This is a genomic window from Allobosea sp. (assembly GCF_035944895.1).
GTDB lineage: Bacteria > Pseudomonadota > Alphaproteobacteria > Rhizobiales > Beijerinckiaceae > Allobosea.
Genome location: NZ_DASZAT010000005.1, coordinates 321612 through 342552 on the forward strand (window position 1 = coordinate 321612; position 20941 = coordinate 342552).

Consider the following 20941-nt stretch of genomic DNA (forward strand, 5'->3'; position numbering starts at 1 on the left):
CATTCCCCGGTGCGCAGCGCGGGCCGGCGACGAGCAACGAAAAAGGGGAGAGTTCGATGAAGAAGGCCTGGCTGCTGGCGGCCGTCGCCGCCTTTGCGCTGAATGGCGCGGTCGAAGCGAAGACGCTGAAATGGGGCGCGTCGCGCGAGATCGCCTCGCTTGACCCCTATTCCTATGGCGAGACCTTCACGCTCGCCGTGCTGAACCATGTCTATGAAGGGCTGGTGCGCTATACCGGCGATCTCAAGATCGAGCCGGCGCTGGCGGAATCCTGGGAGACGGTGACGCCGACGACCTGGCGCTTCAAGCTGCGCAAGAACGTCAAGTTCCACAACGGCAACCCGTTCACGGCGGACGATGTCATCGCCTCGCTGGCGCGCGTCACCCACGACACCTCGCCGCTCAAGGGCAATCTGCCGGCCTATAAGAGCTCGAAGAAGATCGACGACTACACGGTCGAGCTCGAGGTCAACGGCCCCTATCCGCTGCTGCTGAACGATCTCACCAACATCTTCATCTTCGACAAGGAGTGGATGGAGGCGAACAACTCGCTGCTCCCCACCGATTCCGGCAAGGGCGTGAAGGGCTACGCCACCGACAACGCCAACGGCACCGGCCCGTTCAAGATCGAGAGCCGCCGCGTCGACGCCAAGACGGTCTTCGCCAGGAACCCGGACTGGTGGGACAAGCCGCAGCACAATATCGACGTGATCGAGTTCACGCCGATCACCTCGTCCTCGACCCGCGTCGCCGCGCTGCTCTCCGGCGAGATCGACTACACCAATGTCGCGCCGCTGCAGGACCTGCCGCGCCTCTCGGCCTCGCCCGAGGTCAAGGTGCTGCAGACCAACGAGTTGCGCTCGGTCTTCTTTGCTTTCAACCTGACCGACAAGCTGGTCGAGAGCGACGTCAAGGACAAGAACCCGCTCAAGGACATCAAGGTGCGCGAGGCGCTCTACCGCGCCATCGACATCGACGCCGTGCAGAAGCGGGCGATGCGTGGTCTATCGCGCAATACCGGCGCGCTCGTCGCCCCGGCGATCCCCGGCTATGAGCCCTCGCAGGATGAGCGCCTGCCCTTCGATCTTTCCGGCGCCAAGAAGCTGCTGGCCGAGGCCGGCTATCCCAACGGCTTCTCCTTCCTGATGAACTGCCAGAGCGATTCGCTCGTCAACGAGGAGGAGTTCTGCCAGGCGGTGGCGGCGATGTGGTCGCGCGCTGGCTTGAAGCCGAACCTCAGCCTCGCCCCGCGTAGCCAGCAGACGCCGAAGCGGGTCAAGGGCGATTTCGACGTGATCTCCTTCGGCTGGGCCAACGAGCCGATGATCGACGCCTATTCGCTGCTGGTGCAGGTGCTGCGCTCCAAGAGCGGCACGGGCGGCGTGTTCAATTGGGGCAATTGGGGCGATCCGCGCATCGACGCGCTGGTCGACAAGGCCGGCGTCGAGCTCGACACACCCAAGCGTATTGCGCTGATGAAGGAGGCGCTGAAGATCGCCAAGGCCGAGCAGCTCTTCATCCCGCTGCATCAGCAGCCCATGGCCTGGGCGATGCGCAACACGGTCGCCTCCACCGTGCAGGCCTCGGACAACAAGCCGCGCCTGTGGCTGACCAAGATGAAGTGATCTCCCTGTCATTCCGGGGCGCGCCGCAGGCGCGAACCCGGAACCCACGACCGGGCGAGTGCCCGCGACCGCCGCTCTGACTCATGTCATCCAGTCGTGGCTTCCGGGTTCTTCGCTGCGCGAAGCCCCGGAATGACAGGCCGGGTTCGCGCAGCCCAAGGGAGTCGAACGACGATGCCCGCCTTCCTCTTCAAGCGCTTCGTCAATGCCGCCGGCGTCATGCTGGCGGTGGCGTTCCTCGCCTTCCTGACCTTCCGCTTCGTCGGCGATCCCGTCGAACTGATGCTGAACGAGCAGGCGAGCCAGCAGCAGCGCGACGAATTGCGGACGAGGCTCGGGCTCGACAAGGGCTTCGTGCTGCAGTTCGCGACCTTCGTCGGCAATGCCGTGCGCGGCGATTTCGGCATTTCCTATCGCAACCAGCAGGAGGTGTTCACGCTGATCGCCGAGCGCTTCCCGGCGACCTTCGAGCTGGTGCTGGTCGCGACCTTCATGTCGCTGGCGGTCGGCATACCGCTCGGCGTCTACACCGCGATCAGGCGAAACAGCCTGCTCGCCAAGGCGCTGCAGTTCGTCTCGGTGCTCGGCGTCTCCCTGCCGAGCTTCGCGCTCGGCATCCTGTTCATCCTGGTGTTCTCGGTGAACCTGCAATGGCTGCCGGCCTTCGGCCGCGGCGAGGTGGTCCAGCTGGGATGGTGGAGCACCGGGCTGCTGACGGCCTCGGGCCGCAAGGCATTGATCCTGCCGGGCATCACGCTGTCGCTGTTCCAGATCACGCTGGTGATGCGGCTGGTGCGGGCCGAGATGCTGGAGACGATGCGCACCGACTTCATCCGCTTCGCCCGGGCGCGCGGCCTGCCGGCCCGCGCCGTGAACTTCCGCCACGCTCTGCGCAACTGCCTGATGCCGGTGATCACGGTGACCGGCCTGCAGATCGGCAACCTCATCGCCTTCGCACTGGTCACCGAGACGGTGTTCCAGTGGCCGGGCATGGGCATGCTCTTCGTCCAGGCCGTCACCTTCGTCGATATCCCGGTGATGGCGGCCTATCTGATCGTCGTCTCCTTCATCTTCGTCTCGCTCAACACGCTGGTCGACCTGACCTATGCCTGGGTCGACCCGCGCCTGCGCGAGGACGCGCTCTCGGGAGGCGCCAATGCCCGCTGAAGCTGCCAAACCCGGCCGCCTGCGCTGCTTCCTCGACAGCGACATCGGCTGGAGCTTCCGGCATACGCCGGCGGCCTGGCTCTCGACGCTGGTGCTGGCGATCCTGATCCTGACCGCGCTGTTCTGCCCGCTGATCGCGCCGCAGAACCCGCACGACCTCGCCCAGGTCTTCATCGACAAGGCCGAAATCCCGCCGATCTGGTCGGCGGACGGCGAATGGCCCTTCCTGCTCGGCACCGACCCGCAGGGGCGCGACGTCTTCTCCGCCATCCTCTACGGCACGCGGGTCTCGCTGATCATCGGCTTCTCGGCCGTGCTGGTCTCGATGGTGATCGGCGTCTCGATCGGCCTTGCCGCCGGCTTCTATGGCGGGCGCATCGACAACCTGCTGATGCGGCTTGGCGATACCGTACTGTCGATCCCGACGCTGCTGATGGCGATCCTGGTCTCGGCGATCTTCCGCGAATTGCTGCCGCCGGGTCTGCGCGATCCCTTCGCCGCGGCGGTGCTCGTCGTCTCGATCGCGCTGACCAGCTGGGTGCAATACGCCCGCACCGTACGCGCCTCGACCATGGTCGAGCGGCGCAAGGAATATGTGCTGGCGGCGCGGATCATCAAGGTGCCGGCCGGGCGGATCATGCGCCGCCACATCCTGCCGAACACGCTGACCCCGGTGATGGTTGCGGCGACGCTCAATCTCGGCCTCGCTATCCTCTCGGAAGCGACCCTGTCCTTCCTCGGCGTCGGCATGCCGATCACCCAGCCTTCGCTCGGCACGCTGATCCGCATCGGCAACCAGTATCTGTTCTCCGGCTCCTGGTGGCTCGTCGTCTTCCCCTCGCTGCAACTCGGCCTGATCGTGCTTTCGGTCAACCTGCTCGGCGACTGGCTCCGCGACGCGCTGAACCCGAAGCTGCGCTGACGACAAGAAACCAAAGAGGATACGCCTGCGATGACCGCTTCCCTGCTGCTCCGCAATGTCCGCCCCTATGCCGGCAAGGCCGTCGATCTGCTGATCGAGAACGGCAAGATCAGCCAAGTGGGTGCGAGCCTTTCCGCGCCCGCCGGTGTCGCGATCGAGGACGGCAAAGGCGAGATCGTCATCCCCGGCCTGGTCGAGGCCCATACCCATCTCGACAAGAGCCTGCTCGGCTTGCCCTGGTACACCAACGAGGTCGGCCCCAAGCTGCTCGACAAGATCGACAATGAGCGGATGAACAAGAAGCGGCTCGACATCGATCCCGCGCGCCAGTCCGCCCGCCAGAGCATCCTCTCCTCGCTCAAGGGCACGACCCATATCCGCAGCCATGTCGATGTCGACACCGAGCACGGAATGTGGGGCGTCGAGGGCGTGATGAAGACGCGCGATGCCTATCGCGACATCGTCGACATCGAGCTTGTCGCCTTCCCGCAATCGGGGCTGCTGCGCCGGCCGGGCACACTCGAATTGATGGACCAGGCGATGAAGGCCGGCTGCGAGATTGTCGGCGGGCTCGACCCCTGCACGATCGACCGCGATCCGAAGGGCCATCTCGACGCCGTCTTCGGGCTTTGCCAGCGCTATGGCAAGCCGCTCGACATCCATCTGCACGAGCCCGGCGAGGTCGGCGCCTTCTCGCTCGACCTGATCATCGAGCGCACCCGTGCGCTCGGCATGACCGGCAAGGTCACGGTCAGCCACGCCTTCTGCCTGGGCACGCCCGACCCGGCCCTGATCGACCCATTGATCGATGAGCTCGCCGCGCTCGACATCGCGATCATGACGACCGCGCCGGCGAGCCGCCCGGCTCCTCCGGTGAAGAAGCTGCTGCAGGCGGGCGTGCGCGTCTGCTCCGGCTCCGACGGCATCCGCGACACCTGGAGCCCTTACGGCAACGCCGACATGCTGGAGCGGGCGATGTTCGTCGGCTTGCGCAACAATTTCCGCCGCGACGACGAGGTCAGGCTGGCGCTCGATGTCTGCACCATCGAGGGCGCCAAGGTGATGGAGATCGAGGGCTACGGGCTCGATGTCGGCTGCGTCGCCGATCTCGTCCTGCTGCCGACCGAGTCGATCGCCGAGGCCGTCGCCACCCGCCCGGCGCAGCGCCGCGTCATCAAGCGCGGCAAGGTCGTCGCCCGCGACGGCGTCTCGATCAGGACCGCGCCGTGACCTTGCAAGCCAAGACGCGGCCTGAGGGCCGCATCCTGATGACCGCGCGCTGGGTGGTCGGCCACAAGGACGGCCGCCATCGCCTCTATGAGAACGGCGAGGTCGTGTTCGAGAATGGCGAGGTCGTCTTTGTCGGCCACGGTTTTCCGGGCGAGGTCATCAGGCGTCTCGATTACGGCCACGCCCTGATCGGGCCGGGCTTCATCGATTGCGACGCGCTCTCGGACCTCGACACCACCATCCTCGGCTATGACAACCAGCCGGCCTGGAAGAAGGGGCGCGTCTGGCCGCGCAGCTATCTCGATGCCGGCCCCTACGAGATGTATACGCGCGACGAACTCGCCTTCCAGAAGCGCTATGCCTTCTCCCAACTGATCCGCAACGGCATCACCACGGCGCTGCCGATCGCCTCGCTGTTCTACCGCGCCTGGGGCGAGACGGTGCAGGAGTTCGAGGACGCGGCGGAGGCAGCCGCCGATCTCGGCCTGCGCGCCTATCTCGGCCCGGCCTATCGCACCGGCAACCAGCTGGTCGAGGCCGACGGACGCGTCGTCACCCATTACGACGAGCCCCGCGGCCTCGCCGAGCTCGACGCCGCCATCGATTTCGCCCGGCGTCATGAAGGTGCCGCCGGCGGGCTGATCCGCGCGATGTTCGCGCCCGACCGGATCGAGACCTCGACGGCCGAGCTTCTGCGCCGCACCGCCGCCGCTGCGCGCGAGCTCGACATGCCGGTACGGCTGCACTGCTGCCAGTCGAAGATCGAATACGACCTCGTCCTTGCCCAGCACGGGATGAGCCCGCCGGAATGGCTGGAGAGCCTCGGCTTTCTCGACGAGCGCTGCCTCCTGCCACATGGCACGGTGGTTTCCGGCAGCCGCCTGGTCGACCGCCCCGGCCGCGACCTCGAGATCATCCGCGATTCCGGCGCCAGCATCGTCCATTGCCCGCTGGTCTCGGGCCGGCATGGCGGCACCATCAATCATTTCGGCAGCTACCGCGCGATGGGCCTCAACATCGCCATGGGGACCGATACCGCCCCGCCGGACATGGTGATGAACCTGCAGACCGGCATGATCCTCGCCCGCACCATGGCCGGCAATGTCGGCGCCGTGCGCTCCGAGGATTATTACGACGCTGCCACGATCGGCGGCGCGAATGCGCTGGGGCGCTCCGATCTCGGTCGCCTCCAGCCGGGCTCTCGCGCCGATATCACCGTCTTCGCGTTCGATCGGCCGCATAGCGGGCAGGTCATCGATCCCATCCAGACGATGATGCTGACCGGCCATGGCCGCGACTTCGTGGCGGTGGTGATCGACGGCCGCTTCGTCATGGAGAACCGGGCCATTCCCGGCCAGGACGAGGCCGCCGACAATATCCGCGCCCAGAAGCAGTTCGAGGGCGTCATGGCGCGCTATCCGGAGCGCACTTTGGGCCACCCGCCGATGAGCGAGATCTTCTCGTCCAGCTACCCGATCGAACGCAAGGAGGCCGCCGCGTGAATGCCCAGCCAGCGCTGCTCTCGGTCCACGACCTGCGCATCGTCTTCGACGGGCGGCGCGGCCCGTTGACGGCGCTCGACGGCATCTCATTCGAGATCGCACCGGGCGAAATCCTCGGAGTGGTCGGCGAATCCGGTGCCGGCAAGTCGCTGACCGGTACGGCGGTGATCGGCCTGCTCGACCCGCCGGGGCGGCTGGCAGGCGGTGAGATCCGTCTCTCCGGCCAGCGCATCGACAATCTGCCGGCCGAGGCGATGCGCAAGCTGCGCGGCCGCCGGATCGGCGCGATCTTCCAGGACCCGCTGACCTCGCTGCATCCGCTCCTGACCGTCGGCGAGCAGCTGGTCGAGACCATCACCACGCATCTGCCGGTCGGCAAGAGCGAGGCGCGCAAGCGTGCGCTCGATTTGCTCAAGGAGGTCGGCATCCCCGCCGCCGAGACGCGGATCGACCATTACCCGCATCAGTTCTCCGGCGGCATGCGCCAGCGCGTCGTCATCGCGCTCGCGCTCTGCGCCGAGCCGACGTTGATCATCGCCGACGAGCCGACGACGGCGCTCGACGTCTCGATCCAGGCGCAGATCACCACGCTGCTGAAGCGGCTCTGCCGCGAGCATGGCACCGCGATCATGCTGGTGACACACGATATGGGCGTGATCGCCGAGACGGCCGACCGGGTCGCGGTGATGTATGCCGGGCGCGTCGTCGAGATCGGCCCGGTCGAAGAGGTGACGCGCCGGCCGCGCCATCCCTACACCGCCGGGCTGATGGCCTCGATCCCGAGCGTCCACCGCCGCAACGCCCATCTCAACCAGATCGACGGCTCGATGCCGCGTCTGAACGCGATTCCCGCCGGCTGCGCCTTCAACCCGCGCTGCGGCTTCGCTAGCGATCTCTGCCGTCAGGACAAGCCCCGCCTGCCGGTATCCGGCCATGCCGCGGCCTGCCATTTCCCGCTTCAGGAGGCGGCCCATGGCTGAGGCGAACACCATCCTCGAAGTCACCTCCGCTTCCTGCCGCTTCGATGTCTCGGCGCCGGCACTGTCGCGGCTGTTCTCAGCTGAGCCGCGCCGGGTGCTGCGCGCGGTCGAGAACGTTTCGTTCAGCGTCCAGCGCGGCACCACCTTCAGCATCGTCGGCGAATCCGGCTGCGGGAAGTCGACGCTGGCGCGCATGGTCGTCGGCCTGCAGCGGCCGACGCAGGGCATGCTCGATTTCAAGGATATCAAGCGCGCCGACGGCTCGTTCGGACCGCCGCGCGTGCAGATGATCTTCCAGGACCCCTATGCCTCGCTCAATCCGCGCTGGCGGGTCGGTGACATCATCGCCGAGCCGATCCGCGAACTGAAGCTGCGCAAGGACGAGAGCGAGACGGCGACCCGAGTCGGCGATCTCCTCGAAATCGTCGGCCTGTCGCGGGCGGATGCGAGCCGCTTCCCGCACGAGTTCTCCGGCGGCCAGCGCCAGCGCATCTCGATCGCAAGGGCGCTGGCCACCGAGGCGGATTTCCTGGTCTGCGACGAACCGACCTCGGCGCTCGACGTCTCCGTGCAGGCGCAGATCCTCAACCTGATGGTCCGCCTGCAGAAGGAGTTCGGGCTGACCTATCTCTTCATCAGCCATAATCTCTCGGTGGTCCGGCACATGTCGGACCGGCTCGCCATCATGTATCTCGGTCGCTTCGTCGAGAGCGGGCCGGCGGAAGAGGTCTTCGGCCGGCCGCGCCATCCCTATACGCGGCTGCTGCTCGACACGATCCCCGATGTCGAGAAGCCGAACCGCCAGCGCCGGCCGATGTCGGGCGAGGTGCCTAGCCCGATCGCGCCGCCGCCGGGCTGCGCCTTCCATCCGCGCTGCTCGCAGGCGGTCGAACGCTGCCGGGTGGAGGCTCCGGCCCTGCGCCGCGAGGGTGAGCTGGAGGTCGCCTGCCACCTGGCTTGAGCCCGCTCAGCAGAAGTCGAAATCGACGCCTTCGTCGGCCTGAAGCACGTGCTCGTCATAGAGCCGGTCATAGCCGCGGCGCTGCTTCGCCGGCGGCTGTGGCAGCGCTGCCCGGCGCGTTTCGAGCACGGCCTCATCGACCAGCAGATCGAGCCGGCGTTCGGCGACGCTGAGCCTGATCCGGTCGCCATTGCAGACCAGCGCCAGCGGCCCGCCGACCGCCGCCTCCGGCGCGACATGCAGCACGATCGCGCCATAGGCGGTGCCGGACATGCGGGCATCGGAGATGCGGACCATGTCCTTGACGCCCTTGGACGCGAGCTTGCGCGGGATCGGCAGATAGCCGGCTTCCGGCATGGCGGCGGCGCTCTTCGGGCCGGCGTTCTGCAGCACGAGGATATCGTCCGGGCCGACATCGAGAGCGGGGTCGTCGATGCGGGTGGAGAGGTCTTCCAGCGAGGAGAACACGACGGCGCGGCCCTCATGCTCCAGCAGCCGCTTCTCGGCGGCGGCGCGCTTGACGATGGCGCCGCGCGGGGCGAGCGAGCCGAATACGGCGACAAGCCCGCCATCGGGATCGACCGGCTCCGCCCGCGAACGGATGATGGCGCGGTCGACCTGATCGGCGAGGGGCGCATCGATCAGCTCGCGCAGTGTCTGCCCGGTCACGCTGAGGCAGTCGAGATGGAGGAGATCGCGCAGTTCGCGCAGCACGGCGGGCATGCCGCCGGCGGCGAAGAAGTCCTCCATGTAGTTGTTGCCGACCGGCTTCAGGTTCACCAGCACCGGCGTCTCGTCGGAGAGCCGGTTGAGGCGGTTGAGGTCGACCTTGATGTCGGCGCGGCGGGCGATCGCGGTGAGGTGGACGACGGCATTGGTCGAGCCGGAGATCGCCAGCAGCACGCGCCAGGCGTTCTCGATCGCCTGCTCGGTGACGATCTGGCGCGGCAGCAGGGTTTGCGTGCCGATCAGCGCGACGGCGCGCTTGCCGCTCTCCTCGGCGCAGCGCAGACGGTCGGCATGGACGGCCGGGATCGCAGCCGAGCGCGGCAGCGACAAACCGAGCGTCTCAGCGATGCAGGCCATGGTCGAGGCGGTGCCCATCACCGCGCAGGTGCCGGCGGTGGTTGCGAGCCTGCCCTCGACCACGTCGATTTCCGCCTGGTCGACGTCGCCGGCGCGGAAGCGGGCCCAGAAGCGGCGGCAATCGGTACAGGCGCCGAGGCGCTCGCCCTTGTGGCGGCCGGTCGACATTGGTCCGGCGACGAGTTGGACCGTCGGGACATTGGCCGAGAGCGCCGCCATCAACTGCGCCGGCACGGTCTTGTCGCAGCCGCCCATCAGCACGACGGCGTCGATGGGCTGGGCCCGGATCATCTCCTCCGTGCCCATCGCCATCAGGTTCCGGAACTTCAGGCTGGTCGGGTTGAGGAAGACCTCGCCGAGCGAGATGGTCGGGAACTCGACGGGCAGGCCGCCGGCCATCAGCACGCCGCGCTTCACCGCTTCCAGCAATTCGGGGAAGTGGCGGTGGCAGTTGTTGAAGCCGCTATAGGTGTTGGCGATGCCGACGATCGGTCGCGCCAGCGCCTCGTCGGAATAGCCCATGGAGCGGGCGAAGGAGCGGCGCAGATAAGCGGCGAAGTCCGGGTCGCCATAATTGGTCAACCCACCGGCGATGCCGCGTCCCTTCGGTTCCCTGCCCGCCATGCCCGCTTCTCCCTCGACTTGTTCTGAGGAGAAGCTTGCCGGGATCGCCGGCGCTGTCGAGGCCGCCTCATGCAGGGCGGCCTCGCGCCGGGCTCAATAGCCGAGGGCACAGCCGTCCTTGCGTGGGTCGGAGCCGCCGGTCAGCGTGCCCTTCTCCCAGTCGATCCAGATCGCCTGGGCGCCGCCCATCGGCGATTTCGGCACCTCGACCTTGAAGCCGCGCGCGGTGAGGGCCGCGCCGACGCTCTCGCGCAGGCGCGCTTCCGCCTCGACCGTGTTCGTGCCCGGCAGCGGGAACAGGCGCGGCAGGTCGATCGCTTCCTGCAGGTCGAGGCCGTGGTCGAACAGCTTCGCCAGGAAATGCGCGTGGCCCATCGCCTGGTAATGCCCGCCCATCACGCCGAACGGCATGACGACGCGGCCGTTCTCGGCGAGCATGCCGGGGATGATGGTGTGCATCGGGCGCTTGCGCGGCGCTATCGCGTTGGGGTGCCCCTGCTTCAGCACGAAGCTCTGGCCACGATTATGGAAAAGCACGCCCGACTTCTTCGTCATCAGCCCGCTGCCATAGGGCGAGAAGATCGAGTTGATGAAGGAAACGGCGTTGCGGTCCTTGTCGACGACGCTGATGTAGACCGTGTCCTTGTGCTCGGCCCCGCCGGGGATGACCGGCAGCGGATCGAGCGCGCGCTGCGGATCGATCATCCCGGCGAGCTCGTCGGCGAGTTCATTCGAGAGCAGATGTTCGACCGGGACCTCGGCCTTGGCGGGGTCGGCGAGGAAGCGGTCGCGGGCGGCATAAGCGAGGCGGGTCGCTTCCAGTTCGATATGCAGGTTCTCGACCGCGAGCGGGCCGCCCTTCGGCTGGAAGCGCTCGAGGATCTTCATGATCAGCAGCGCGATGACGCCTTGGCCATTCGGCGGGCACTCATAGACGGTGCGGCCGCGGAAGGTTGCGCTGATCGGGGTGACGTATTCGCCCTCGGCGGCAGCAAAGTCGTCAGCCGTGTGCAGGCCGCCGGCGGCCTGGAGGTACTCGACCATCTCCTTCGCGATCTCGCCGCGATAGAAGGCGTCGCGCCCCTCGCGACCGATCGCTTCGAGCGTATCGGCGAGCGCCGGCTGGTGCTGGACGGTGCCGGCGGCCGGGGCCTTGCCGCCGACCAGGAAGGTCGCGGTCGCGTTGGCGTCCTTGATCAGGGTCTCGTGCTGGGCGGCGAGGTCATAGGCGACGCGCGGCGTCAGCGCATAACCGTCGCGGGCATAGGCGATGGCGGGCGCGAGCACCTCCGACAGCGGCAGGCGGCCATGGTCCTTGTTGAGCCGAGTCCAGGCGTCGATCGCGCCGGGCACGGTGACGACATGCGGCGAATGCCGCTCCAGCGTGGCGATGCCGGCTTTCTGATACCAGTCCAGCGTCGCGGCGGCCGGTGTCCGGCCCGAGCCGTTATAGGCGAGGACGTCGGTCGAGCCGCCGCGCGAATAGAGCACGAAGCAGTCGCCGCCGACGCCGGTCGAGCCGGCCTCGACGACGCATTGCACGGCGCAGGCGGCAATCGCCGCGTCGATCGCGTTGCCACCGGCCTTCATGATGTCGAGCGCGGCGAGCGTCGAGGCGGGATGCGAGGTCGCTGCCATCGCATTGCGGCTGATGGCGAGGGAGCGGCCGGGAAGCTCGAGATCACGCATGGAAGAGGCTTTCGTGGAGATAGAGGGCCGGCGGCAGTGCCGCCGGGTTTCGGGAAGGACGCGAAGAGCGGTCAGCCCTTGCGCAGATTGGTGAAGACCGGGACGCCGTTGAGCATGCCCGTCAGGTTCTTGCGATAGGCGACCGGCTGCAAGTACTGGCCAGCCGGTACGTAAGGCACGTCCTGCATTGCCTGCAGCTCGATCTCGCGGGCGATTGCCTTTTGCTGCGCCGGGTCGGCCGCGGCGAGGAAGCGGGCGCGCAGCGCCTCGATCTGCGGGCTGTCGGGCCAGCCGGGGCTACCCTTGGCGCCGTTGCCGCGCAAGGGTGAGTTGGTCGCGGGCGAGCCAAGGTCGATGCCCGACCAGTAGCTGACATAGCAGCTCCAGCCGCCCTGCTCGACCGGCTGGCGGCTGCTGATCCGCTGCAGCACCGTCCCCCAGTCGGCAGCGACGAAGTCGACATTGCAGCCGATCCTGCGCAGCGCATCGGCCGCGACCTCGCAGACCAGCGCGATGCGCGGCACGTCCTGGCCGGAGAGAAAGACGATGCGCTCGCCCTTGTAGCCGGCAGCTTCCAGCTCCTGCTTCAGCCTGGCGACGTCCTTGGGGGATTTGCGCAATTCGGCCGAGGCGTCCGAGGCCAAAGAAGAATTACCGAAGAAACCCATGCTGCCGCGCTCGACCTGCGGATCGCCGCCGCAGACCGCGTTCATGCAGTCCTCCTGATCGATCGCCTTGAGGATGACGCGGCGGATCGCAGGGTTGTTGAAGGGCGGCTGCAAATGGTTGAGCCGGAGCTGCCCGGCCATGCCGCTGCGATCCTTGACCTCGACCACAATGTTCGGGTCCTTCCGCAGCAGCGGCAGCAGGTCGATGATCGGCTGCTCGACCCAGTCGACCGCGCCGGTCTGCAGCGCCGCGACCGCGGTCGCGGCATCGGGCATGACGGTGAATTCGATGCGGTCGAGGTAGGGCGTGCGCGGCCCGGCGGTGAAGCTCGGCGCGCCGCTCGGCCGCGGGATGTAAGCCTCGTGCCGCGCATAGACATGGCGGGCGCCAGCGATCCGCTCGGCGGTGAGATAGCGATAGGGGCCGCTGCCGATCGCCTCGGGTATCTGCTTGAACGGGTCGGTCGCGGCGAGGCGCTCCGGCATGATCGCGGCGACGAGCGCGCTCGGGCGGGCGAGCGCTGCCGGCAGCTGCGGGAAGGGAGCCTTCAGCCGGAAGACGATGGTGCGGTCATCAGGCGCCGAAAGCTCGTCGGTCGCGGCCATCAGCGCCTGGCCGAAGGTGTCGCGGGCACCCCAGCGCCCGATCGAGGCGACGGCGTCGCGCGCCAGCACCTTGCTGCCGTCATGGAAGACGAGGCCGGGCCGCAGCGTCAGCGTCCAGCGCTTGCCGTCCTCCTCGACGACATGGCCCTCGACCATTTGCGGCTGCGGCTGGAACTGGTCGTCGAGCCCGTAGAGCGTGTCCCAGACCAGCAGGGCATGGGTGCGGGTGGAATAGCCATTGGTCCAGATCGGATCGATGATCGCGACATCGGAATAGGGCACGAAGCGCAGGGTCTTGGCATCCTGCGCCGTGGCGAGATGCGGTGCTGCCGGCAGGAAGGCGGCCGCGGCCGAGGCTTTCAGGAACTGGCGTCGATCCATCGTAATTCCCCTTATTCTCTTTTGGATCCCCGGACGTTCCTCGGGAGCGCGGCCTGCTGACGAGCCGCTGCATCGTTCGGTTCAGGGCTGTGTGCTCGCCGGCAGGGTCGAAGACGCTCCGGCTGCCTGGCCGCGTTTGCGCAGGAACTCGGCGAGGCGCGGTGCGGTGCGCAGGACGTGGTCGCGCATCACCGCCTCGGCGTGGTCGGCGTCGCCGGTCCTGATCGCTTCGACGACCTCGTCCTGGCGCTCGGTGGCATGGGCGGGCTGGGCGACATGATGGAGCCAGACGCGCATATAGGGCTCGACGGCGATGTGCAGCGCTGCGATCTGGGCGATCAGCTTGGGCCGCCGGCTCAGGCCGCAGATATAGGCGTGGAATTCTTGGTGTTTGGTCAGCCAGTCGGCGCCGCCGGCCGCTCCGGCGCGGTGCATGCGGGCGACATGGTCGTCGAGCTCGGCCAGCGCGGCAGCGTCGAAGCGCGGCATGGCGAGGCGCACAGCCAGCCCTTCCAGCACCGAGCGGATCTCGAAGAGCTCGTAGATCTCCTCGATGGTCAGGCCGGAGACGACGCAGCCGCGATTGGGGCGGATGAGGACGAGGCCTTCATTGGCGAGGCGCTGGAAAGCCTCGCGCACCGGCATGCGGCTCATGGCGAGCTCGCGTGCGATCGTCTCGGGGATCAAGCGCTCGCCAGGCTGATAGCGGCCGCTGCGAATGTCTTGCAGGATGGCGCGATAGGCCTCGTCCTGCGCCGTCGCGGCCATGCCCTTGGAGGCGAAGCTCATCCCGTTTCCCCTCAGCCGGTCGGCGCGCCATCAGCTGCTTTGTATGAGTGTATCCACTATTACAAGGCCAGATTCTGGCGGCGCGCAAGGGGTTCCTTGCGCTGGCGGGGAGCGATTGTGCTTGGTCAGAGCGCTGCGGCGTAGAAGTCGAGATAGCGGCGTGTGACCTCGTGCCAGGAATAGGATGCGAGGTCCGAGAGGCGCGGGCGCGTATTGCCGGGGTAGCGGACGAGATCGGCATGAGCCTGCTCGACGGCCAAGGCAGCTTCGTCCGGATCGGCGAAATCGACGGTGCGAACGACGGGAAACTTGTTCGCCAGGCCGGCGAAGGCCGCATTGGGCTGGACGACCGGCACGAGCCCGGCGCTCATCGCCTCGACCAGGGCCAGGCCGAAGCCCTCGAACTCCGAGGCGGAGACGAAGAGCGAGGCGCGGCTCATCACCGCTCGCGCGCCGGCGTCGTCGAGGCCGAGATGCAGCGTCACGTTCTGCTCCATGCCGGCATCGGCGATTGCCTTGCGCAGCGCCTCTTCGGTCCAGTCCGAGGCGACGCCGAGCATGTCGAGCTGCCAGGAAGGCTCGCGCCGTGCCAATGCCGCCATCGTCGCGATCAGCCGGTCCGGGCGCTTGTTCTTGGAGAAGCGGCCGATGCTGACGAGACGGCGCTGCGGGTCGGGGCTGGAGGCGCCGGCGAACTTATCGAGGTCGACGCCGTTCTCGATCACCCGGACCTTGGCGGGCGCGAGCCGCTCGAACATGCGGGCATCGTTGGTGCTGCAACCGGCGATGCCACGATAGACCTGCGCCGAGAGCCGGGTCGGGCCGTTGAACCAGAGCTTTTTCAGCCCGGCGAAGTCGCTGGTGTGGAAGAAGCCGCCATGGGTGGTGGCGACGAGCGGCTTGCGGTGCAGCAGCCAGCCCAGAGCGAGCGCATCGAAGAAGAAGTCGATCGCGTGGACATGGACGAGATCGGCGTCGCGCAGGTGCTTGAAGACTTCGGGTGCGAGCGGGTAGCGCGTCGAGCCGCGGAAGGGGATGCGGGTGATCGGGATGCCGTCGATCACCTCGCTCGCCGGCAGGGCAAGCTCCGGCCGGGAGAACAGCCGATCAAGCGTCACTACGGAGGGCTTGAGACCAAGCGCCAGCTGGCCCCGGCAGAGATTGGCGACGACGTCTTCCAGCCCGCCGCGATTGGGCAGGAACTGGCGCACGACATGGACGATGCGCGTGCCGGCCGGCAGAGCGGGCGCGGCGCGATGGGAGAACGGAGCGGTCACGGTTTGGCCTCCCGGCCGCAGATGGCGCTGGGCCGCTTCGTCTTCAAGCGTTCGAGCAGCACCTTCATCTGTGGGCGCTCGCCGGCCTTGGTCGGTTCGAGATTGAAGACATAGTCCGCCGGCCACCAGGGTCCGGCGCCCCAGGCGGTCCAGCCGAGCCATTGCTGCGGGCTGGCATCGAGTTTCGCCACCATCTGCCTGAGTGCCGTGAGGCAATCCGGCTTGTCGGATGCGGCGAACTCGCCGAGGAAGCCGCGGCGGCCATTGGCCTTGAGCCAGGCGGTGACGTCGTCGATCCCCTTCAGCGCGCCGGCCGCAGCCGAGCATTCCGCGGCACGGCCGGAATAATCGGCGTCGAGATATTGGTGGAAGTCGTAGGCATAGCGGTCGAGCGGATCGACGACGCCGAGGAGGTCGCGGCCGTTGTTGCCGACCGGCAGGTCGGAGGTCCAGCTATGGGCGCCGCCGAAAGCCGTGCCGGTGACCAGCAGGAGCTGTTTCGCGCCCGCCTTGCGGATCGCGGCGATGGCGCCATTCTGGATCCTGGCCCAGTTGGCGCTGGTGATGTCATAGGGCTCGTTCATCAGCGAGAAGACGAGCCTGGGCCGGTCGCGGTAGTGCTCGGCGAGCCGGCGCCAGACATCGGCGAGCGCCTCGGCCGGGAGATCCTTCGAGCCGAGCTGCTTCTTGGCATAGTAGCCGTAATTGTGCAGGTCGATGATCGCGATCAGCCCGGCCTCGTTGATCCGGCGGACGGTCTGGTCGAGATAGGCCAGCTCCATGATGTCGAGCCCGGCATTGAGTTGCGGCTGGATGCGCTCCCAGCGGAAGGGCAGGCGGATGGCGCTGGCGCCGAGCTTGCCGAGCCGCTGGATCGCCTGTTCGCTCGGATAGGTGTAGTCGGTGTCGACCTTGCCGGGCGTGTCGCCGAACTCGGCGCCCGACAGATTGACGCCGCGCAGGCAGGTCTCTGCCTGTGCCGGCAGGGCGGCGAGCAAGGCCAGGGCGAGCGCGGCCGCTTTCACGGCGCGACGATCCGCATGAGCGCATCGAGCAGCCGGCGCCCGGCGGCGAGATGGGTGAAGTTGTGGTCGGCGTCGGCGAGCATGGTCAGCGAGGCGTTCGGATAGGCGGCAAGGCCTTTGCCGGCCTCGCCGAAATAGGTCTGGAGCTCGGCCAGGCCGACATCGCCATCGGCATAGAGCAGCGACAATTCGACATTGCGCGCCGCGAGCGTGGCGAAATGGCGATGGCACTGGTGGTGGAGCCGGCCGTGCTTTGTCAATCGCCCGAGCACCGGCGCGAGCTTGACCGAGAGCCGCTTGCGATAGCGGTAGATCAGATAGCGCCCGGCAGGGCCGACGCGGAGCTTGCCGGTGAGCAGGCGGCGCAAACCGTCCTTGCGGGCCAGGGTCGCGCCGAGATCGCCGGCGCTGCGATGGGCATAGCGGATCGCATCCTCGACGCTCTCGTCGGGATCCCAGACGAAGCGCTCATTGTTGACGATGACGAGGCGCCGGATGCGTTCGTCGACGACGGCGGCGTGGAAGGCGGCATAGGCGCCGCTGCAGCGCCCGATCAGGACCGGGGCATCGAAGCCGCGCGCCTGCATGGCGTCGATGGCGAGGCGGACATCGTCGATCTGCGCCTGCGAATAGAGGATCTCCTCCGGCCCGTCGGCCGCGATGCCACTGTCGCCGACACTGCTGGCGTCGAAGCGCAGGGAGGCGATGCCGCGCCGGGCGAAGGCGCGCGCCTGGCTGACGCTGACCCGGGCCCAGCCGATATGATAGTCGCGGCCGGCATTGACGAAGATGATCGGCTCGCGCGCCGGCTGCCCGAGCGGCTCGCAGAGCACGCCGAAGAGCCGGCCATCCGGGCCGAAGCGGATTGGCCGTTCGACGAAGCCGTCGCCGAGCAGGCCTTCCGCCGGGCCGGGGAATTGGGGCGCCCCGATGCCGGCTGGAATAGAGCCGGCAGCCGCAGCTTGCTCGGCGATCCAGTCGACGATCCCGGCGATGGTCGCCTTGGGCGGCCGGGCTGCGGTCGGGTCGGTGGTCAGCGTCTCGTAGCCGTCATAGTCGCGCTGCGTCACGGTGGCACCGAGGCCGGTGAGCGCCTCGGCCAGGGCCGTATCGCCGCCGTGTCCCGGCCGCGACAACAGCAAGACCTGCTCGGACGGAGCCTTCTGGAGCGCGCTTGTGCCGAGCGTCGCGATTGCCGGCAGGCGGCCCGGCGCGATGCGCAGGCCGGCCACGGCGCAGCGCGTATCGTCGTCGGGATCGGTGCCGATGCCGATCCGGTCCGAGACGATGCGCGTCCAGGCCGAGAGCTCCCGCAGATAGCGTTTGCCGTTGCCGACCGGTGCCATCAGCACGCTGGCTGCGACCGGGGCAAGCTCCTCGGCGAGCCTGAGCGCCAGCGTGCCGCCGAGCCCCTGGCCGAGCAGGACGAGGCGCTCGCAGCCGCTGGTGCGCCGCAGCAGGCTCGCGGCGTCGCGGATGGTCTCGAACCAGTCGTCCAGCCCCTGTGGATCGGCGGCTTCATGGGCGTCGCCCTGGCCGGGATAGTCGAAGCGCAGGCAGGCGATGCCCTTGTCGGAGATCGCCTGCGCCAGGCTGCGCCAGGTGGCACGCAGGCAGAGCTCCTCATAGCCGATGGCGCCGAGCATCAGCACCGCGACCGGAGCGCTGCCGGCATGGAGCATGCCCATGCTGCGGCCGAAGGTGACCGGCGTGCCGAAGGGCGAGGGGGCCGTGCTCGTCTCGCCGGCCGGATCGACACGATAGGCTGTGGCTGCCGTCATCGGCCGGCTCCTTCGCTGGCGCGGCCGGGCGGCAGCGGCGCCGTGTCCTGCGGCGCGCCGCCGAAGAGGAAGGGCCGGAAGAAGGCGGTCGCCATGTTGTCGATCCGCCATTTCTGCTTGATCCAGTACCAGGCAGCGAGGCTGGAGGCGGTGCTGAAGATCAGTCCGGCGATGGCGATGCCCATCAGCCCGCCGACCCGCGCCAGCGCGTAGAGCAGACCGAGATAGAGGACGAACATGATCGCCCGTGCGATCAGGAAGAAGCGTTCGCCGCCGCCGATCATCAGCAGCCAGGAGCCGGGGCCGAAGAAGGCGAGCGAGACCGAGAGCACGCAGAGCGCGGTCAGTACGTCCTCATGCTTGACGAATTCGGGATTGAACAGATGCAGGATGAAGGGCGCGACGACGGCGAGCGCCAGTGCACCCAGCAGCGAGATGCAGAAGCTGGCGAAGGACAGCCGCCCGATCAGCAACTGCGCGCCGGCCGTATCGGATTTCTGGAAGCGGGCGGCGATCATCGGGATGCCGACCGTGTCGATTGCGGCGAGGGGCAGCAGCAGCAGCATCGAGATGCGCAGCGCGACGAAATAGAAGCCGGCTTCGTTCAGGCCGAGCAGCGCGCCGATCAGGATCGTTTCGAGATAGGCCGAGGCCGAGTTCAGCACGTTGTTGGCGATGAAATAACCGCTTTCCCGGCGCCATTCGCCATGGGTCTGCGGTGGCACCTGGTCGCGCGCCCTGAGCCAGCTCACGCCCTCGTCCTGAATGAAGCAGACGCTCTGATAGAGAGTGGTCGCCGCGAGCAGGCCGGTGATGATCGCCATCGCGCCCGCACCGCCGCTCAAGACGCCTGCTAGCCCGGCCCCGGCGATCAGCAGGATCGAGCTTCCGCGCCAGACGATCTCGCGCGGCACCAGCGACATGTTGATGCGGCCATGGATGCGGAAATAGTTCTGCAGGTACTCGCTGAGCGCGAAGATCGCGGCGAAGACGAAGGCGAGCCAGAGATAGTGATAGGTCGGCGGCAGCCGCTCGGCGAAGAGCCAGAGCGGCAGCGCCGCCGCCAGCAGCACGAAGCAGCCGAGCGCGAGCCAGCGCGCGTTGACGCCGAGCAGCGCCTGGTTGAGCGGATGGCCGCTCGCCTCGGCCCGGCGATAATGCTTCACCACCAGGATCTGCTGGCCGAGCACGGCGATCAGCCCGAGCGCGCTGCCGATCGAGAACAGGAAGACATAGAGCCCGTATTCCGAGGTCGGCAGGAAATGGCTCGCGGCCAGCAGCACGAGGAAGCTCAGCAGCGTGCTGCTGAAGCGCGAGGAGAAGGCCGGCAGGAAGCGGCCGGCTCCGTTCCAGGCGAGATCGAGCAGTTCCCTCACGGCCGCGCCTCCCGCGGTTGCAGAAGCGCGGTCCCGGCGGGCTTGCCGGTGAGGCCGTCGAAGACGGCGTTATAGGACGCAGCGATCCGGTCTGGGCTGTAGCGGGCGGCGGCTGCGAGCGCACCGGCCGATTGCATGGCGACCAGTGCGCGATCCCTGGCGAACGCCATGATCTGCTCGGCCAGCGCGGCATCGTCGCCCGGCGCGAACAGGGCGCCGTTGACGCCTGGCTGGATCGTCTCGGGGATGCCGCCGGACCTGGCGCCGATCACGGGGACACCATGGGCGAAGGCCTCGATCACCACCCGTCCGAAGGGCTCGCGGAAAAGCGAGGGAACGGCGAGGACGTCGATCTCGGGCAGGAACGCGTCGGGCTTGGTCCAGCCGAGGAAGCGGGTGTTCTGGGCCGGGAAGCGCTCAGGCAAAGCTTTGGCGTAGTCGCTCTGGCCGGTGCCGGCGATCAGGAACTCGACGGGCTCGCCTGCCAGCCGCTGTGCGGCTGCGGCCAGCGTGTCCAGGCCCTTGACCGGATCATGGACGCCGATGAAGCCGATGCGCAGCGGGCGCTCCGCCGGCGGAGCCGAGCGGGGCAGGGCGCCGGGGATGGGCGCGATCGCGCCGGGAATGGCGTGCGTCGTGGCATTCGGGAAATAGCCGTGCTCGGTGTGGCGGCCGATGATGAAGTCGGTCTCGCCGATCACGGCATCGACGAAGCGCGAGTTGAGTTTCTTGCCGTAGGAGGTCATCTGGCAGGAGCCGCAGGCGCGCCCGCAATTGTCGTTGCCCTTCCACATGCTGCCTTTCCAGCAGAGCAGGAAGGTGCTGCGCAGGATATGCGCGACCGGCACGCCGCAGCTCTTCGCTGCAGCCCAGGTCGCGACGTTGATGTTCTCGATCGAGTCGGTCAGCACGATGTCGGGCCGCAGGCGCCTGATCTCGCGGCGCATGACGACGAAGGCGCGCGGATTGAAGTTCTCCAGCGCATGCCAGATCGCCTTCTTCCAGCCCGGTCGGGGCAAACGGTAGTTCCAGTCGATGTTGAGCGAACGCAGGCGGTGCACCGGCACGCCGTCAAAGATCTCGTGCCTGTCCTCGCCGGAGACGTTGACGACGGTCAGGTCATGGCCGGCCGCGAGCAGCAGCTTGGCGACGATCATCGCCGAGATCGGCCCGCCGCCGTCGATGAAGGGCGGGAACGCTGCACAGGCCATCAGGATACGCATGTTGTCTGGACTCGTCCTCGTCACGGCGC

General features: G+C 67.8%; 16 protein-coding genes. 7 read left to right on the plus strand and 9 right to left on the minus strand.

From position 1 onward, the window contains the following. Positions 1-56 precede the first annotated feature (56 nt). The 7 genes from VGV58_RS04000 to VGV58_RS04030 all read left to right on the plus strand — a co-directional run bounded on the left by VGV58_RS04000 (position 57) and on the right by VGV58_RS04030 (position 8387). Positions 57-1625, plus strand: coding sequence for an ABC transporter substrate-binding protein (locus VGV58_RS04000; RefSeq protein ID WP_326872684.1), 1569 nt, complete (start codon positions 57-59; stop codon positions 1623-1625). Positions 1626-1799: 174 nt separating this feature from the next. Further along, positions 1800-2792 (plus strand): ABC transporter permease, encoded by a 993-nt coding sequence (locus VGV58_RS04005; protein WP_326872685.1) that lies wholly within the window; start codon positions 1800-1802, stop codon positions 2790-2792. Further along, positions 2782-3714: an ABC transporter permease gene (locus VGV58_RS04010; RefSeq protein ID WP_326872686.1), complete on the plus strand. Its 933-nt coding sequence runs from the start codon at positions 2782-2784 to the stop codon at positions 3712-3714. Before VGV58_RS04005 ends, VGV58_RS04010 begins: the two co-directional genes overlap by 11 nt. Positions 3715-3744: 30 nt before the next feature. Further along, positions 3745-4944 (plus strand): amidohydrolase family protein, encoded by a 1200-nt coding sequence (locus VGV58_RS04015; protein ID WP_326872687.1) that lies wholly within the window; start codon positions 3745-3747, stop codon positions 4942-4944. Between the two features lie 38 nt (positions 4945-4982). Beyond that, positions 4983-6446 (plus strand): amidohydrolase family protein, encoded by a 1464-nt coding sequence (locus VGV58_RS04020; protein WP_326873558.1) that lies wholly within the window; start codon positions 4983-4985, stop codon positions 6444-6446. Next, on the plus strand, positions 6443-7426 hold the full coding sequence (locus VGV58_RS04025) for an ABC transporter ATP-binding protein (protein ID WP_326872688.1): 984 nt from the start codon (positions 6443-6445) through the stop codon (positions 7424-7426). Before VGV58_RS04020 ends, VGV58_RS04025 begins: the two co-directional genes overlap by 4 nt. Beyond that, a complete protein-coding gene (locus tag VGV58_RS04030; protein ID WP_326872689.1) occupies positions 7419-8387 on the plus strand; it encodes an ABC transporter ATP-binding protein in 969 nt (322 codons plus the stop codon). The genes VGV58_RS04025 and VGV58_RS04030 overlap by 8 nt, the downstream gene beginning before the upstream one ends. A gap of 6 nt (positions 8388-8393) precedes the next feature. Here the strand turns inward: VGV58_RS04030 and VGV58_RS04035 are convergent, their stop codons facing one another. The 9 genes from VGV58_RS04035 to VGV58_RS04075 all read right to left on the minus strand — a co-directional run bounded on the left by VGV58_RS04035 (position 8394) and on the right by VGV58_RS04075 (position 20912). Further along, entirely contained in the window at positions 8394-10097 is a 1704-nt protein-coding gene (locus VGV58_RS04035; RefSeq protein ID WP_326872690.1) for an IlvD/Edd family dehydratase, read from the minus strand. 93 nt (positions 10098-10190) lie between these two features. Then, complete coding sequence (gene ggt, locus VGV58_RS04040; protein WP_326872691.1) at positions 10191-11786, minus strand: gamma-glutamyltransferase; 1596 nt, start codon at positions 11784-11786, stop codon at positions 10191-10193. A gap of 71 nt (positions 11787-11857) precedes the next feature. Then, a complete protein-coding gene (locus tag VGV58_RS04045; RefSeq protein WP_326872692.1) occupies positions 11858-13441 on the minus strand; it encodes an ABC transporter substrate-binding protein in 1584 nt (527 codons plus the stop codon). Between the two features lie 81 nt (positions 13442-13522). Then, on the minus strand, positions 13523-14230 hold the full coding sequence (locus VGV58_RS04050) for a GntR family transcriptional regulator (RefSeq protein WP_326872693.1): 708 nt from the start codon (positions 14228-14230) through the stop codon (positions 13523-13525). A gap of 125 nt (positions 14231-14355) precedes the next feature. Continuing rightward, positions 14356-15507 carry a glycosyltransferase family 4 protein gene (locus VGV58_RS04055; RefSeq protein ID WP_326872694.1) on the minus strand — a complete coding sequence of 384 codons (1152 nt, stop codon included), beginning with the start codon at positions 15505-15507 and terminating at the stop codon, positions 14356-14358. After that, positions 15504-16532: a glycoside hydrolase family 5 protein gene (locus tag VGV58_RS04060; protein ID WP_326872695.1), complete on the minus strand. Its 1029-nt coding sequence runs from the start codon at positions 16530-16532 to the stop codon at positions 15504-15506. Before VGV58_RS04060 ends, VGV58_RS04055 begins: the two co-directional genes overlap by 4 nt. Continuing rightward, positions 16529-18313 carry an alpha/beta fold hydrolase gene (locus VGV58_RS04065; protein WP_326872696.1) on the minus strand — a complete coding sequence of 595 codons (1785 nt, stop codon included), beginning with the start codon at positions 18311-18313 and terminating at the stop codon, positions 16529-16531. Before VGV58_RS04065 ends, VGV58_RS04060 begins: the two co-directional genes overlap by 4 nt. Continuing rightward, positions 18310-19689 carry a lipopolysaccharide biosynthesis protein gene (locus tag VGV58_RS04070; protein ID WP_326872697.1) on the minus strand — a complete coding sequence of 460 codons (1380 nt, stop codon included), beginning with the start codon at positions 19687-19689 and terminating at the stop codon, positions 18310-18312. Before VGV58_RS04070 ends, VGV58_RS04065 begins: the two co-directional genes overlap by 4 nt. Next, complete coding sequence (locus VGV58_RS04075; RefSeq protein ID WP_326872698.1) at positions 19686-20912, minus strand: glycosyltransferase family 4 protein; 1227 nt, start codon at positions 20910-20912, stop codon at positions 19686-19688. Before VGV58_RS04075 ends, VGV58_RS04070 begins: the two co-directional genes overlap by 4 nt. Positions 20913-20941: the final 29 nt, after the last annotated feature.